Source organism: Streptomyces sp. NPDC087901 (genome assembly GCF_044742205.1).
GTDB lineage: Bacteria > Actinomycetota > Actinomycetes > Streptomycetales > Streptomycetaceae > Streptomyces.
Map to the genome: position 1 here is coordinate 1 of NZ_JBIUUC010000038.1, position 13,436 is coordinate 13,436.

A 13,436-nucleotide genomic window follows, 5' to 3' on the forward strand; every position below is an offset into this window, starting at 1 on the left:
AAGGGGGGCCGGGCGGGGGACGAACCGGGTCGATCCGGTGCTGCGGAAACTGGTCGTCCGCCTGGAGGAGGTGGTCAGATCGGCGAATGCCTGGGACGGTCCCGAGGCGGCTTTACCACCAAGATCGATCTCGCAGCCGAAGGGCGATGCCGGCCTCTCGCCCTCGCCCTGACGCCCGGACACTACGGGGACGGCCCTCAGCTCGAGCGTGTGCTGGAGCTGATTTCTGTGCCCCGCACCGGAGTCGGACGACCTCGCACGCGGCCCGACCATGTCCTGGCCGACAAGGCCTACACATCCCGGAGGAACCGCCACTACCTGCGACGACGCGGAATCCGGCACACCATCCCCGAACGTCTCGACCAGCAGAGACACCGCAAGAATCGAGGTTCCCGAGGCGGTCGCCCCACCGGTTTCGACGGCGAGCGCTACAAGAAACGCAACACCGTCGAACGCACCATCAACCGCCTCAAAGGCTTCCGCGCCGTCGCCACCCGCTACGAGAAACGGGCCTACATCTACCTCGGCACCGTCACACTCGCAGCCCTCGCGATCTGGCTCCGCACATGATCCGAGAAACAGGACCTAGGCAGACATCACAGCGCAAGACCAATGAATGGGTTTGCCCTCCGACTGTTGCGCTCGGATGGCGGCCGCCAAAGCGGCATTGGCCCCGGCCCGAGCGACAACTCCAAAGGCACGGCATGCTGGCTACGAACAGACCAGTTTGGCTGAGGAGTTGGCCTGGTCAACGGAAGAAGAGTCGTTCGGCCGGATGCTTGCCGGCGCGGCCGAACGACTCCGCTTCGGAACCGTTTCCCTGCTCAGAGGATGGAGGCTCCTGTGTCGGAGTCTAGGAGTGAAAGCTCTGGGTCTCACCCGGAGGCTGGGGAGAAACCCGTCATGTCATCGGGCGGTTGTCCGCATCGGCTGTGCACTGGGTTCGCCTGCCGCGTCCAAACCGTTGTTGACGGCGCACTTCGTGGGGTCGGATACGCGGCTGGCACGACAGGATTCGCCGTGCTGTGGGTCTGGTGGCAGAGCCGAAACTGACACCTCACTGATCCAGGGCCGGCCCTGAAACGTGAAGCGAGGGCCGGCCGGACGTCAGGGCCACACCGTTGGTCGACCTGGCGATATGGCGGAGCTTCTGAAGTCTCCAGAGCCTTCACATCCGGTCCGCGACGCGCGGCCTGCGCCGGACCGACAGGCGCAACCCGCGTGCGGCCCCTGGGCCCCGGATCGTCCGTACCGGGGCCCGGCCGCCCGGCCCGGCGCTACCGTGGTAACACACGCCAGATGACAGCCAGGAGCCCCAGGATGAGCGAGCAGCCAGCCCTCGTGCCCGACCGCCAGCCCCTCGATGAGCACGCCGCCGCTTCCGCCCGTGCGTACGCGGCCGACCAGCGCGCGCGGGTCGACGTCCTCGCCTCGGTGTTGGAGGACATCGCCGCGCACGGCTACCCGTCCGCGGAGACGGGCGTGCTGTGGGAGGAAGCCCGCGACGCCCACCTGGAGCGCCTCGCCGGTGGGCAGCCCCGTGTCGCCTGAGCACGCGCGGCGCAGGTCCCAGGTCGTCCTGGTGGAACCCGCGCTGAGTCAGCTGCCGAAGCTGACGGCGACCGAGACGCACCGCCTGGACCGCGCGATCGTTGCGATCAGCGTCAACCCCGAGCTGGGCGCCCCGGTGCCCGACACCCTGTTGCGCGACTACGTCGACGACGTCGACGGGGTCCGCGTCATCTACTACGTCACGGCCCTTCGACAGATCACGATCGTCGCGTACGTTGAGGCGTAGGAGCCTCCAGAGCACCCATTGCAATGCCCCGGACCACTTGGTGGTCCGGCTGTGTAACAGCGTGACCTTCAGGCTCAGTGCTGGGCGGCGTTCCGCAGGTCAACGAATCCGGCTTCGCCGTTGTCGCGGAAGGTGACGGCGTCTCTGCCGATGCCGAGAGCATCGAGCAGGATGTCGAGCGCAGCCTCGACGTCAGAATGAGCGCGGCTGACCCAGACGAAAACATCGGGGCAAGGGTTGCCCTCCAGCCGGCTGAGCGCGAAGTCGATCTTCTGGATGCGGAACATCGCCACGTCCACCGGGCCCAAGTCTTCCCAGCCCCGTTCGATGGTCAACCGCAGCCGCGCGGCCAGGATGCCTAAAGACGGTGCCAGGCCGGCAACCAGTCGGAAGGAGCTGGTCGCGTACTCCCACATGCTGGCCTGGAATGCTGGGTTTCGCTTGCCGCCCTGGTGCTCCGGCGCGCCTTCCCAGTGCGACTCCGGCCCGGAAACCTCGACCGTCGCCATGCATCCTCCCCACCCCGCTGCTGAACTGTGACGCCTCACTGTAGAAGCTCGGCTCCTGGCGTCACGGATCACCAACCCGATGAACGTATGCGGTCACGGCACCCCGGCTACAGCGGTCGCGGTCCCGTTCCCAGGCCACGGGGGACGGGTCAGCACCGGGCCATCGATGGCCCGGTGAGGCGATCAGGGCACGTCGCCCTCCCATACCCACGGGCCGCCAGGGCGACTGAAGGACGGCGCGTACGAGGCCCGGCCGCCCGGCCCGTACGTGCTGTGAGGGGTGATCAAGTGCGCGCCGGTGGTGATCTCGTCATCCGTCCAGCCGGTCACCTCGATCAGCTGCCCGTCCAGCGGCCCACCGGTCAGCTCGCGGTAGTCGCGGCCGGGCTGCGGCCCGGGCGCCGGGTCATCATGCTCGCTGCCGTACACCCTCGGTCCCTGTGTCATGCGACCAGTCTGGTGCGACGCTGCGCCCACCAGAGCGGAATCGGCGCGACTTCACCGGGAAGAGCCCACGCAGCTTTGCCGGCGTGGGTCAGCATCTGGGTCAGCGCACGGGCACTGACGCCACCGGGCGCCTGCCCCGCAAGCTCGGCGGCCGGCCCCTGAACCCGTTCCGCATCGATGCCGCTGCGCCGTCCACGTACGACGCTCCTGCCGCATGAATTCGGCGAGCGTCTGGGCGGACTCTCCCTGCAGGGCAGGGCTACAGCCCTGCGAGCTTGCGAAGGGTGTCCGTGCCGCGGGCGCCCAGCTGTTTCCGGGTGTCAGGGTTGGACCCGGAAGCCTGGGTACGTCACCCGGGCTGTAGCCGGTCGTCGCGGACCTGCGCCCACCGCAGGGAGTCGCGGATGCCTTCAGCGACTGAATGGCGTGGTTGCCAGTCAAGGTCGCGTGCCGCGAGTTCGCTGCGTGTGTAGGCGCCGGCCACGTCACCGGGCCGGGATCCGATGTCCTCGGTCTTCACCGGGGTGTCCACGACCAAGTTGAAGGCGTCGACGAGTTCGCGGACCGTTGTCCCGGTGCCGGTTCCCAAGTTGATTGCCCTGGACGTGGCGCCCTCGGTGAAGAGCCTGTCGAAGCGCTGCAGGGCGGATACGTGGGCGGCGGCGAGGTCCCAGACGTGCACGTAGTCGCGGATTCCGGACCCGTCGCGTGTGGGCCAGTCGGTGCCTGTGATCCTGAATGGGATTCCGGCTTCGTGTGCGGAGATCAGCATGCCGAGAGCGTGACTCGGACGGCGTAGTTGCAGGCCGGTGCGGAGCTTGGGGTCGGCGCCGATGGGGTTGAAGTAGCGGAGGGAAAGTACCCGCAGCGGCTGGGCGGCGGCGATATCGGCGAGCATCGCCTCACACATGGACTTGGTGCGGGCGTAAGGGCTCTGCGGGGCGTGTGCGGAGCCCTCGTCGACGGTGAAGTCGGCCCCGGCCCGGTAGATAGATGCGGAAGAGCTGAACAGCATGCGACGGCAGCCGTTGCGCAGGAGGTGACCGACGAGTTCCAGGCTCGCGGTCACGTTGTTCCGGTAGTAGCCGACGGGGTCGGCGACCGAGTCCGGGACCACGATCAGCGCGGCGCAGTGGACGACGGCCGCGATGTCCCGGTGTTCGGCGAAGATCCGGTCGACGAGCGGGCCGTCGGCGATGTCTCCCTCGTAGAAGACGCGCCCCTCGGTGAACTCGCGCCGTCCGGTGGCGAGGTTGTCGAGGATGACGGGGTCGATCCCGGCGTCGATGCATGCGGAGGCAATCGTGCTGCCGATGTATCCGGCTCCGCCCGTGATGAGTACCTTCATGGGCCGAGCGTAGCTGTGGGCAGGGCGGCCCCTGTACGCGATCGGCGCTCAGCCAGTCGCGTACAGGGGCCTTTTGCTCAGCGGCCGGTCGCAGCGTCGGGGTTGGCGGCGCAGCGGAAGCCGAGGGCGTGGTTGGAGTAGTCGGGTGCGGCGGCGAACCGCTCGGTGGTGCGGACCTGGTGGCGCAGGTGCATCCAGCCGCCGCCGCGGACCGCGCAGTAGCGTTCTGCTGCGGCGTGGTAGATCGGCTCGTAGCTGCGGGTTTCGTCATAGAGCCGGTAGGGGTCGGCCGTCCACTGCGACACGTTGCCGGCCATGTCGCTGATCCCGAAGGGTGAGTCACCCGCGGGTGAGTGGTCGCCGACGGTGGCAGTCGCGGGGACGGTGCCGTTGCGTGAGAAGTGGTCGTCCCACCAGGCCCGCCACAGCTTCTGGTCCGATCCCGGGCCTGTGCGGGCACAGGCCGCCCGTGCCGGGTCCCAACTGTCTCCCCAGGGCCAGGGCTGCCAGCTGGGTCCGTGTGCTGCGTACTCCCACTCCGCCTCGGTCGGCAGGCGTTTACCGGCCCAACGGGCGTAGGCGGTGGCATCAGCGTGGTCGACGTGGACGACGGGATGGTCGAGCCGGTCCGAGATGCTGTCTTCGGGGCCGCCCGGGTGACTCCAACTGGCCCCGGCCATCTCCTGCCAGTACGCGGAGTCGTAGACCGATCCGAATCCACGTAGCTCGGCGGCCGTGCGGTACCCGGTGGCGGTGACGAACCGGGAGAAGGCGGCGTTGGTGACGGGGTACTGGTCCAGAAGGAACGGGCTAATCGCCAATCGGTGCTGGGGCGACTCGTCCTCGAACCAGGCGCGTCCGTAGTGCTGCTCGCCGGCCAGGGCATCCAGGTGTTCATCCGGGGCGCCAATGGTGACGGTGGCGGCAGGGATCATGATCATGGGGTGCTTGGCGAGGATGGTGGCCATGTCAGCCGCCCGCCATGGCCGGAAGCATGGTGAGCGTCACTTCGCCCCTCAGTCCGGTGTGCAGGCCGTCAAGGTCGCGGACGTTGTCCTGGGCGATGTAGACGTTCGTCCAGGGCACCAGCTGGCCCTGCGGGCTGAGCAGCCGCGGCGCCAGAACCGGATAGGTCTCGGTCAGCCACCTCAAAGCGCTTCCGATGGAGTCGGCGCGGCATTGCAGCACCTGGCCCTGAGGGATCAGGGTCCGCCAGGCGGTGGGGACATCGAACGTCACGGTCGCCTGCGCTTCGATCATGGTGCGCATTCCCGCGACGGTTGCCGAGACCCCTTGTTGGAGTGAAGTGGTGGGCACCCACCCCAGGAGCTGACTGGCCTGGGTGATGTCGGGACACCGGGCGGCTCCGCCCACCGCGGCGCTCTTGCCGATTCTGACGGTGCCGGAGCCGACCGTGGCCACCACCAGGTTCGCGAGCTCGCCGATCGACGTGCCGTCCGGGGCCCCGATGTTGAGCGGGCCGGGGATGTCGGAATCCATCATGGCGATCAGACCGGCCACGAAGTCGTCGACGTAGCAGAGGCTGCGCACCGCATCCGGCCCGTTCACCACCAGCTCCTGTCCTGCCAGGGCGGTGACGACGAACGCCGCGACGACTCGTTTGTCGGACGTGAGCATGCCGGGGCCGTAAACGTTGAATGGCCGAACGATGCCCGTGTTGACTCCATGCTCACGCCGGTACGCCGTCGTCATCGCCTCCAGGAACCGCTTCGCTTCCTGGTAGCCGGACATCGGGCCGGCGGGGTCGACGTTTCCGGTGTAGGTCTCGGGCTGCGGCTGTACCTCCGGGTCGCCGTAGACCTCGGCCGAGGATACGACCACGATCCGGGCTTTGTGGCGACGTGCGATCTCCAGGGCGTTCACGGTTCCGGCCGAACCGGCCAGGAGCGTCTGGACGGGGTGGTCTCGCACCAGTGCCGGCCCGATGGGGCTGGCGAGGTGCATGACCGCGGTCACCGGTGTGTCCCAGACGAGGGGGATGGTGATGTCGTGCTCAAGGAAGGCGAACCGCTCGTGCTGCGTGAGCCGGGCCAGCGCCGGTAAGCGCTCTCCCGCGAGGCTGTCGACCGCAGTCACACGGGCGCCCCTGTCCAGCAATGCCTTGCACAGGTGGGTACCGATGAATCCGGCTCCACCGGTCACCAGTACGTGTTCGCTTATCGTCACAGATCCTCCAGTTGTTTGTTGAACGGTCAGCCCCAGCAGGTAGTCAGGGGACGTCATGGCGACTCCGTCGCGTGATGCAGCTCGCGGGCTGCGCGAGGTGCGGGTGGCGAGAGCCGGGTGGGCCGCCCGTTGTGCAATGCGGCAGCCCGCTGCTCCTGCCAGATCCGCCACAAGGAGCAGAACTGCCGGTACATACGGGGCGGCATCTCGTCTTTCGCGGTGTCGGCCTTCACCCACTGGTGCGACCCGGATCCGTTCTCGGCGAGCGTGTCGCTGCTGATGCGGGCACAGAGCAGGATCGTGTGCCGCGCGTCGAGCAGCCGGTCTGTTGCGAGCAACCCGATCGGGTGGACCGACAGGCCGACCTGCTCCTGGACATGAGCGGTCAGCGCGCCATGGTCGCTCTCCGCGATATCAGCGGGTCCTCCGGGAAGTGCCATGCCCACGGCACCGTGGGGCACCAGAAGCACTTCGGCGTGCTCGTTGACGATCCAGGCCCGGACCTGGACACCGAACTGCGCCGGACCCCCGTGGGCGGCGTGGGGCGGGAATGGGATCACGGACTGGCTCCTTTGACAAGGATGGATGCGGGAGCCGCGCCCCGCTCATCCGACGGGGCGAAGCGGGCGAGGCACGGCGGTCAAGGGCGCTGCGCGAGCAGGAGGGAAGGGCCACGGCCGCTGTCCACCGGGCTGACGGAGGCGGCGGAAATGAATCGAGGCAATGGCCACGAGGAACGTGGCCGCCTGCCGGAAACGGCGGTTGAGGCCTTCTTCGATCGAAACGGATGGTGGCAGAGCCCATCGCCAGCCGCGTTCCAGCCGCTCTCCGGGAGGGATTCACCGAGTGGGGAAGGGCTGCCGTCGCGGCGGTATCCCATCGGAACTGCACATCCGGAAGAGACAGCAGGACTGGGGTTCTCCGGAGGAGGGACGACCGGATCGCCAGGTAGTTCCACGAGCTTCAGCAGCCCACCCGTGCTCAGGGCGTCGAGCAGATCGGAGACGGCGTTGGCCAGCCGCACGAGGACGACCTTGGGCTGAAGGCCCCGACTGGTAGGGATCCTTACCTGGTTCAGACGTTCGCGTGCCACTACGATCGCGTCGCTCACCTGCGTGTCCGATCGCTGTACGTCTGCGGCGGCGATCAGTCGCATGAGTGCGCCGCGCAATCGCAGGGTGAGTTCGTCCACCTGATCCTCATCAGGAAAGGACTGCTCGTCGAAGACCCGGTTGAGGTCGTCGCACATACCGTCGACCGTCGAGTCCGGGAACCGCGTCCGCAGCAGTCCCAGGCGGACCCGCTCCAGGATGCTGGTGGACGCATCCGCATCCCTCAACGCCTCCGAGCCGACGCCAACGGGCCGCCCATCACTGTGCCCTTTTGGCGCCGGAGAGGAGAGTGCACCAGACACGGCCGTCGCGAACGCCCCACGCTTCCGCGACCGCTCGCACCAGGATGAGGCCACGGCCGAATTCGTCGTCGTCTCCAGCGAGACGCACGGCCAGATCTGGCACAGGCCCGTCGGATCCCACGGACACCTCAAGGATCGACTGACGGTCAACCATCCGCAGACTCACCGGGCCGTGCCCATGGAGGATGGCATTGGTGACGAGCTCTGAGATCACCAGAGCAGCATCCTCTCGACACCGATGCAGGCCCCACGAACTAAGGACGGCACAGCCAACGCGCCGTAACCGCATCGGCTGGCGACGGTCGAGATCAGTCAGCTGTCCGCCCACTCGCGCGACGCACATTTCGAACGACCGGGAGTGAACGGCACCAGGCCTTCCGTCGGTGTGGCGCTTGCCGCGGAAGGTTCGCCTGCCGATTGCAGCGAGTGTCATAGCCCAGTTCTCCACACGTCGGAGGGAGGAGGTACCGCTAGCGGGCACCCGGAGAAGACGGAGCCGCGCCTCCTGAGAGCACGCGAACTTCGCGTAACTAGGCTGCTCCACCGGGCAATTAGGATTCAAGAGAATCCCCACGGAATCCTCCCTGGGGACTAAGATGGCATGTGCCAGAGCTCGCACATGGCCTGTTGCGCCGAGCACATGGAATGCGACACTCAGCGCATGCCCGCAGATGGCGTGCGCGTTCGCCGGGGAGGTAAGCACGTTGGCCGCTCGACCACGACCGACCGCACGCAGAATCGCACTCGGCCAGGACCTGCGACAGCTCCGCATCGCAGCCGGCCTACGGATCGAGGACGCCGCCGCCGGCATGGACTTCTCCGAAGCGGCCCTCCAACGCATCGAAACCGGCCTGTCCTCGCTACGCCAGGCAAAGCACCTCATCGCTCTCCTGAAGCGCTACGGCATCACGGACGACCGCGTCGAGGAGCTGCTCGCCATCCAGCGCGAGGCGTCGAGCGAGGAGTGGATTTCCGAGTTCAAAGACGGCATGACGCCCGCCCAGATGCCCAAATTCGTCGGCATCGAGGAGGTAGCGAGGACAATCCGCGCCTACCACCCATTGCTGCCCTGGGGCAGCCTGCAGACGGAGGCCTTCGCGCGCGCCATCTTCGCCATGCAGCAGCCTGTCCTGGAGGTTCCGACCGAGTCTGTCGAGAAGGCCGTCCAGCTCAGGGTCCGGCGCCGGCAGTTCATCACCCGAGAGGACGACCCCGTCACCCTGGTGGCGATCATCGGCGAGCCAGCGCTCCGGCACATCGTCGGAGGCGTAGAGGTGATGCAGGAACAGTGCGAGGAGTTGATCAAGCTCTCGGAGCTCGACAACGTCACCATCCAGATCCTGCCCTCGGACGGAAAGCGATACCGCTTCACGACCGACTTCAGCATCCTGGACATGGGGGGCGAACTGCCCCCACAGGTTCAGGCCGATAACGCGTGGGGTGCCCTGGCCATGTCAGGCAAGCCTCGCGATGTAGGGGTCTTCTCCAGGCGATTCGAGAGGCTTACCGCCTCCGCGCTGCCCCCCGAGGAGACCGCAGACTATGTTCGCAACCTAGCGCGAGAGATCAAATGACCCACATCAACGCCAAGGCCCTCCGCAACCGCCACTGGTTCAAATCCTCCTACAGCGAAGGCAGCGGAAACGCGTGCGTGGAGGTCGCGATCGACTTTCACGAAGTTCTCGTCCGCGACTCGAAGGACGTGAGCATCCCTCACTTCCAGGTCTCGCCCGCAGCATGGTCAGCCTTCCTGAACCACACCACACTCTGAGCAGACGACCGTACGACGACGCTGGGCCCCCTCACGGCAGTTGAGGGTGCCCAGCGCGCTCAAGCTCTCCCGTCCTAACGAGCTCGTGCACGGTTAGCGGTGGGACGTCGGCCTCTGGATCGTCGATCATGGTCGTGTGTTGGGGAACGTGACGCGCACAGCGGTCATCAGCGACCGGAGGATCACGGGCCTGTCGGCCGTTGTGATCGCTGAACTCGTCGCCGAGGTGGGCCCGTTGTGGCATGAGAGACACCAGTCCAGGCTTGCGTCCCGACCGCGGAAGCGTGCGGTGGGCGCCGGTGCGAAGCACCGCATGGTCTTCGTCGACCGGCTCCTGGCCACGCTCGTGCACCTTCGCCACGGGGTTACTCACGACGTGCTGGCCTGCTGGTTCGGAGTGGACCGATCGACGTCACCCGGGCAATCGGCGAGGTACGGCCCCTGCTTGCCGAGCGAGGATGCGCCATCAGCCCAGACGTGCGGCTGCGAACCCTGGCCGAGGTCGTCGACCACCTCGGCGAGACCGGAAAGACCGGAATCATCGACGGCACCGAAATCCGAGTCCGCCGGCCGGCCGTCGGCCACCAGGACCGGGACAAGTTCATCTCCGGCAAGAACAAGCAGAACGCCGTGAAGGCCATGGTCTTCACCGACGGGGACGGGCGGTTGCTGTTCTGCAGCCCGACCAAGCCCGGCAGCTGCGCGGACATCACCCATGCCCGCGAGTTGGGCCTGGTCAGGCTCCTGGCTGACGGTCCGGCGGTCGAGATCCTTGCCGACGCCGGCTATCAAGGCCTCGGAGCCCAGACCGGCGGACGCGTCGTGACGCCTCCGCACCGCAAATTCAAGAAGAATGCCCCGGACTGGTACGAGGAGATGCACGAGCGCCAGCGCAAGGCCCACTCCTCACGCCGCATCCGGGTCGAACACGGCATCGCACACCTGAAGAACTGGCGGGCACTGGCTCGTCACCTCGGCCGCCGCGACCACATGGACGACATCGTCCAAGCCATCGCCGGGCTGCTGTCCCAGCAGCAAACCGCAGACCGGCTGACTTGCCGAACGTGAGCACCGAGGCCCCACCGACCTCTTCGACGTCCCACCGCTAACCGTGCACGAGCTCGTCTTCTTCCCAGCGGCTGGGCCTCAGTCGATATCCCCGGGCTTGTGACCGCGTGCTGTGGCAGCCTGCCGTCATGCCAGCAGAGCTGAGAGAACATGCAGGTCGTCACTACGCCACCCAGTTCCACTACGCCTTGCCCGACGACTCCTGGGCTGTGGAGCTGAGCGAGGCTGTGCTTGCGCCAGCCGCGTGGGCTGAGACGCCCAACGCGGCGACCTGTCTGCCCGGGCCGGCCCTCCTGGTGGCGCTCATCCCCGACGAGGACTCTGATCTGGAGCCGACTGTCCGCATCTATAGCCCTGACGAGCACGTCATCCCCTACGAGATCATGCAATGGTTCATGGAGCAGGTGGCTGACCAGGTGGAACGCTGCCGCAATGCGTTCGAGCAGGGTGAACGCGAAGCAGTGGAATGATCATGCAGTGGCTGGTGTGATCACGGCGTCGGAGCCGTCCTGGATAGGTCCGTTTGCCGGGCTGAGCCCGCGACAGTTCGGGAAGCTCGTGACAGCGCTGCGGCGGGAGGGCGCCGACCCGGTGGGCAAGGGCCGGCCGTGGAGCCTTCCGCTGGAGGACCGGGCCCTGCTGGTTGCGGCGTACTGGCGTACGAACCTGACGATGCGGCAGATCGCCCCGCTTCCAGCCCACATCGTGCAGTTCGACGACGCAGGGCGTACAGCCCTGATCGAACTACGCTCTTCTATCGGAATGTGCGACTTCCTTAAGAAGAGGCATCCAGACGTCGATGCCAGAATCAGGAACCGGGTCCAACGGATCCTTACCCGGCATGAGAACTGGTCGCGTGTTGCATGAGACGGTCCGGCCGCCCCCTTTCTGCTTGCCGGACGGATGGGACGCGCAGAAGCGGGGAGCGCCCACTTCTCGCATACCTGCGCAGACGCCGGGCGGTGGCCTTTCCTACGGGATGTCCGTCAGAAAGCAGTGGTTACGGCGAGCGCTGCAACCCTCCGAGCGGACTCCCGGGGCAAAGCCTCTGGGATCGCAGCGGATTCAGAAGAAGTCGGCCGAGGCGATAGCCAATGATCCGGCCGGGACATCAAACCGGAGGCTGCGTCCGGAACTTCGTCAGGAACGATCCTAAGCGCGGACCCGTTTCGCGGCCGACGACATACTTCTGTGACTGAGCGCTGTACTTGGCCCCTGAGCGTTCTACGTGGCCCGCTGAGCGTTCTAGGTGGTCCGCAGGGTAGCGGCCGCCTCTTACCTGCGGTGTTTGCGAGCAGCGGCCCGGTGCCTCCACTTGTCATTGGCTCCGCGTACGGTCTGCGCATGCTTGATCAGAGACCCCCCTTGTCATCGGTGTCCGACTTCGCGACCTGGGAGCTCGTTCTGCGGCTCATGCTGGCCGGCGACACGGATCGGCGTGCCGCCCGGTCGGCGCGTGTCGCAGGGCGCATCAGCCAATACGGTACGAGCCTTGCGTATCGGGGATCCATGTCGTCGACAGCGCGGACCGCGGTGGAGGACATACAGCGGGCGCTCGCGCGCGGCGGAGTCCAGGAGATCGCGTTTAGGGCGGAGGCCCAGCCGGACGGTAGGACCACGCTCGGCCTGGTCTGGCCGAGCTCGGTCGTGGAACCGGCTCTCGGCTACCCGGACCTGGGGGTGCTCGTGCTGGCCGACGGCTCCCTTGCCCAGCCCTGGCTCCGCCGTCCCGATCCGGTGCCCAGGGCAGTGCCGGCACCATCGGCGGATCCGGAGTTGCTGGAGCGGACGCTGCGCGAGCGGTTGCCTGACGCCGTCGGAGCGACAGAGGAGGAGATCGCTGCCGCCGAAGCGCGTCTTGGTGTCACGCTGTCCGATGAGCTCAAGGTGCTGTACCGGGTGACACGGGTGCACTCGGGCGACGGCTTCGATTTCGAGGAGGCGGACCGCGCTGGCGAGGCGGTCGGCTGCGAGCTCTCCGGCCTGGAGCACCTGTACAGCGTCGACGCGGCAGTGCGTCACCCCGGCTGGGATCACGGCGCGACGCATGCGGTCAGCACCGCGTCCGATGCCGCGGTGCAGGGCCTGGCCGGCTCCCCTGGCTGGATCGGCTTTGGGAGCAACGGCGGCGACGAGTTCGCTGTCGACCTGACCCCCGGCCCCGCCGGATACTTCGGGCAGGTCATCCTGGTCGACCACGAGCAGAGCATCGGTGCCGAGCTCGTGGCCGATTCCCTCACTGATTTCGTCCTGGGCCGGATGCGGGAAGAACGCTGTGACCACCGCGGAGACAAGCTTCCCGCCGTGGCCAGAGTCGGTACCGGATGCCTTGAGACCATCCAGGCCGCCGCCCATCCCGCCCTGGAAGTCCTGACCATCGGCGCCTGGGACGGCACACCCTTCAGCCTCGCCCCTGTCACGGGACTGCCCTGTCTGCGCACTCTGACCGCCATGCCTGGCACACTGGCCGACCCCCTGGAGGTCGCTGGGCTCACCGAACTGGAGTTCCTGGAACTCGGCGCGCACGAATGGCGCGTCCTCTTGGACGCCGGAGCTGTCCCGCGCACCCTGAAAGCCGCAGCCATCAAGGTGCGGGACCAGGACCACCTGCCCGTCGTGGCCCTCGCCAACGAGATCCTGGCCCTCTGGGACCGGCCCAAGATCGTACAAACGCTCCTCGCGGGAGACCTCGGCCCCGCGGCCTAGCCGGCGGGGCCGCACAAGGCGGTGTAAGTGCACGCCCCACGGGAGCTGAGCGCTGTAGTTGGCTGGACGGGCCAACTACAGCGCTCAGTCACAACTTCGGTGAGAAGTCGACGCAGCGCCGGATTCAAAACGGCACGGCCAGTCCGTTGGCGATCCGCGATGAGCAACATCGAGCACGCAGCGCTGAT

General features: G+C 67.2%; 17 protein-coding genes and 2 pseudogenes. 11 read left to right on the plus strand and 8 right to left on the minus strand.

Features of this window, described 5'->3' with window-relative positions; all coding sequences use genetic code 11:
- The 3 genes from ACIOEW_RS40700 to ACIOEW_RS40710 form a co-directional block, all read left to right on the plus strand.
- Window positions 1-570, plus strand: a 570-nt coding sequence (locus tag ACIOEW_RS40700; RefSeq protein ID WP_401970589.1) for an IS5 family transposase, incomplete at its 5' end; no start/stop codon positions are given.
- Between the two features lie 750 nt (window positions 571-1,320).
- The gene (locus ACIOEW_RS40705) at window positions 1,321-1,551 is read left to right on the plus strand and encodes a hypothetical protein (RefSeq protein WP_401970590.1); all 231 of its coding nucleotides are present in this window, start codon (window positions 1,321-1,323) and stop codon (window positions 1,549-1,551) included.
- Window positions 1,541-1,798 carry a hypothetical protein gene (locus tag ACIOEW_RS40710; protein ID WP_401970593.1) on the plus strand — a complete coding sequence of 86 codons (258 nt, stop codon included), beginning with the start codon at window positions 1,541-1,543 and terminating at the stop codon, window positions 1,796-1,798. Before ACIOEW_RS40705 ends, ACIOEW_RS40710 begins: the two co-directional genes overlap by 11 nt.
- Before the next feature lie 74 nt (window positions 1,799-1,872).
- On the opposite strand, the gene ACIOEW_RS40715 is transcribed toward ACIOEW_RS40710, so the two are convergent.
- Together ACIOEW_RS40715 and ACIOEW_RS40720 are read right to left on the minus strand one after the other, a co-directional pair.
- Window positions 1,873-2,307 (minus strand): hypothetical protein, encoded by a 435-nt coding sequence (locus ACIOEW_RS40715; RefSeq protein ID WP_401970595.1) that lies wholly within the window; start codon window positions 2,305-2,307, stop codon window positions 1,873-1,875.
- 183 nt (window positions 2,308-2,490) lie between these two features.
- Window positions 2,491-2,754: a hypothetical protein gene (locus ACIOEW_RS40720; RefSeq protein WP_401970597.1), complete on the minus strand. Its 264-nt coding sequence runs from the start codon at window positions 2,752-2,754 to the stop codon at window positions 2,491-2,493.
- Window positions 2,755-2,837: 83 nt separating this feature from the next.
- Here ACIOEW_RS40720 and ACIOEW_RS40725 point away from each other — a divergent pair, with 83 nt between their 5' ends.
- A complete protein-coding gene (locus ACIOEW_RS40725) occupies window positions 2,838-2,972 on the plus strand; it encodes a hypothetical protein (protein WP_401970599.1) in 135 nt (44 codons plus the stop codon).
- 131 nt (window positions 2,973-3,103) lie between these two features.
- On the opposite strand, the gene galE is transcribed toward ACIOEW_RS40725, so the two are convergent.
- The 6 genes from galE to ACIOEW_RS40755 form a co-directional block, all read right to left on the minus strand.
- Entirely contained in the window at window positions 3,104-4,102 is a 999-nt protein-coding gene (galE, locus tag ACIOEW_RS40730) for a UDP-glucose 4-epimerase GalE (RefSeq protein WP_401970601.1), read from the minus strand.
- A 77-nt stretch (window positions 4,103-4,179) separates the two neighbouring features.
- Window positions 4,180-5,070: a formylglycine-generating enzyme family protein gene (locus ACIOEW_RS40735; protein WP_401970603.1), complete on the minus strand. Its 891-nt coding sequence runs from the start codon at window positions 5,068-5,070 to the stop codon at window positions 4,180-4,182.
- Window position 5,071: 1 nt separating this feature from the next.
- Window positions 5,072-6,289 carry an NAD-dependent epimerase/dehydratase family protein gene (locus tag ACIOEW_RS40740; RefSeq protein ID WP_401970606.1) on the minus strand — a complete coding sequence of 406 codons (1,218 nt, stop codon included), beginning with the start codon at window positions 6,287-6,289 and terminating at the stop codon, window positions 5,072-5,074.
- 53 nt (window positions 6,290-6,342) lie between these two features.
- Window positions 6,343-6,849, minus strand: a complete 507-nt coding sequence (locus ACIOEW_RS40745; RefSeq protein WP_401970607.1) for a hypothetical protein — start codon at window positions 6,847-6,849, stop codon at window positions 6,343-6,345.
- Between the two features lie 80 nt (window positions 6,850-6,929).
- On the minus strand, window positions 6,930-7,538 hold the full coding sequence (locus ACIOEW_RS40750) for a DUF6415 family natural product biosynthesis protein (RefSeq protein ID WP_401970609.1): 609 nt from the start codon (window positions 7,536-7,538) through the stop codon (window positions 6,930-6,932).
- A 121-nt stretch (window positions 7,539-7,659) separates the two neighbouring features.
- A complete protein-coding gene (locus ACIOEW_RS40755) occupies window positions 7,660-8,475 on the minus strand; it encodes an ATP-binding protein (RefSeq protein WP_401970611.1) in 816 nt (271 codons plus the stop codon).
- Here ACIOEW_RS40755 and ACIOEW_RS40760 point away from each other — a divergent pair.
- The 7 genes and pseudogenes from ACIOEW_RS40760 to ACIOEW_RS40790 all read left to right on the plus strand — a co-directional run bounded on the left by ACIOEW_RS40760 (window position 8,375) and on the right by ACIOEW_RS40790 (window position 13,248).
- Window positions 8,375-9,277, plus strand: a complete 903-nt coding sequence (locus ACIOEW_RS40760; RefSeq protein WP_401970613.1) for a helix-turn-helix domain-containing protein — start codon at window positions 8,375-8,377, stop codon at window positions 9,275-9,277. The genes ACIOEW_RS40755 and ACIOEW_RS40760 overlap by 101 nt on opposite strands.
- A complete protein-coding gene (locus ACIOEW_RS40765) occupies window positions 9,274-9,474 on the plus strand; it encodes a DUF397 domain-containing protein (RefSeq protein WP_401970616.1) in 201 nt (66 codons plus the stop codon). Before ACIOEW_RS40760 ends, ACIOEW_RS40765 begins: the two co-directional genes overlap by 4 nt.
- A gap of 313 nt (window positions 9,475-9,787) precedes the next feature.
- A pseudogene (locus ACIOEW_RS40770) lies at window positions 9,788-9,841 on the plus strand (hypothetical protein); the annotation flags it as partial.
- Window positions 9,842-9,951: 110 nt separating this feature from the next.
- Window positions 9,952-10,542 carry a transposase family protein gene (locus tag ACIOEW_RS40775; protein WP_401970618.1) on the plus strand — a complete coding sequence of 197 codons (591 nt, stop codon included), beginning with the start codon at window positions 9,952-9,954 and terminating at the stop codon, window positions 10,540-10,542.
- A 128-nt stretch (window positions 10,543-10,670) separates the two neighbouring features.
- On the plus strand, window positions 10,671-11,012 hold the full coding sequence (locus tag ACIOEW_RS40780) for a hypothetical protein (protein WP_401970619.1): 342 nt from the start codon (window positions 10,671-10,673) through the stop codon (window positions 11,010-11,012).
- Between the two features lie 7 nt (window positions 11,013-11,019).
- Window positions 11,020-11,235 (plus strand): annotated as a pseudogene (locus tag ACIOEW_RS40785) (transposase family protein); the annotation flags it as partial.
- A gap of 651 nt (window positions 11,236-11,886) precedes the next feature.
- Complete coding sequence (locus ACIOEW_RS40790; RefSeq protein WP_401970621.1) at window positions 11,887-13,248, plus strand: SMI1/KNR4 family protein; 1,362 nt, start codon at window positions 11,887-11,889, stop codon at window positions 13,246-13,248.
- Window positions 13,249-13,436: the final 188 nt, after the last annotated feature.

Excerpts from the sequence above, each read along its gene's own strand:
- ACIOEW_RS40705 (WP_401970590.1), top strand. The coding sequence starts at position 1,321 with ATGAGCGAGCAGCCAGCCCTCGTGCCCGACCGCCAGCCCCTCGATGAG.
- ACIOEW_RS40755 (WP_401970611.1), bottom strand. The coding sequence starts at position 8,475 with ATGCGGAGCTGTCGCAGGTCCTGGCCGAGTGCGATTCTGCGTGCGGTC.
- ACIOEW_RS40715 (WP_401970595.1), bottom strand. The coding sequence starts at position 2,307 with ATGGCGACGGTCGAGGTTTCCGGGCCGGAGTCGCACTGGGAAGGCGCG.
- ACIOEW_RS40750 (WP_401970609.1), bottom strand. The coding sequence starts at position 7,538 with ATGTGCGACGACCTCAACCGGGTCTTCGACGAGCAGTCCTTTCCTGAT.
- ACIOEW_RS40735 (WP_401970603.1), bottom strand. The coding sequence starts at position 5,070 with ATGGCCACCATCCTCGCCAAGCACCCCATGATCATGATCCCTGCCGCC.
- galE (WP_401970601.1), bottom strand. The coding sequence starts at position 4,102 with ATGAAGGTACTCATCACGGGCGGAGCCGGATACATCGGCAGCACGATT.
- ACIOEW_RS40720 (WP_401970597.1), bottom strand. The coding sequence starts at position 2,754 with ATGACACAGGGACCGAGGGTGTACGGCAGCGAGCATGATGACCCGGCG.
- ACIOEW_RS40765 (WP_401970616.1), top strand. The coding sequence starts at position 9,274 with ATGACCCACATCAACGCCAAGGCCCTCCGCAACCGCCACTGGTTCAAA.
- ACIOEW_RS40780 (WP_401970619.1), top strand. The coding sequence starts at position 10,671 with ATGCCAGCAGAGCTGAGAGAACATGCAGGTCGTCACTACGCCACCCAG.
- ACIOEW_RS40760 (WP_401970613.1), top strand. The coding sequence starts at position 8,375 with ATGGCGTGCGCGTTCGCCGGGGAGGTAAGCACGTTGGCCGCTCGACCA.
- ACIOEW_RS40790 (WP_401970621.1), top strand. The coding sequence starts at position 11,887 with ATGCTTGATCAGAGACCCCCCTTGTCATCGGTGTCCGACTTCGCGACC.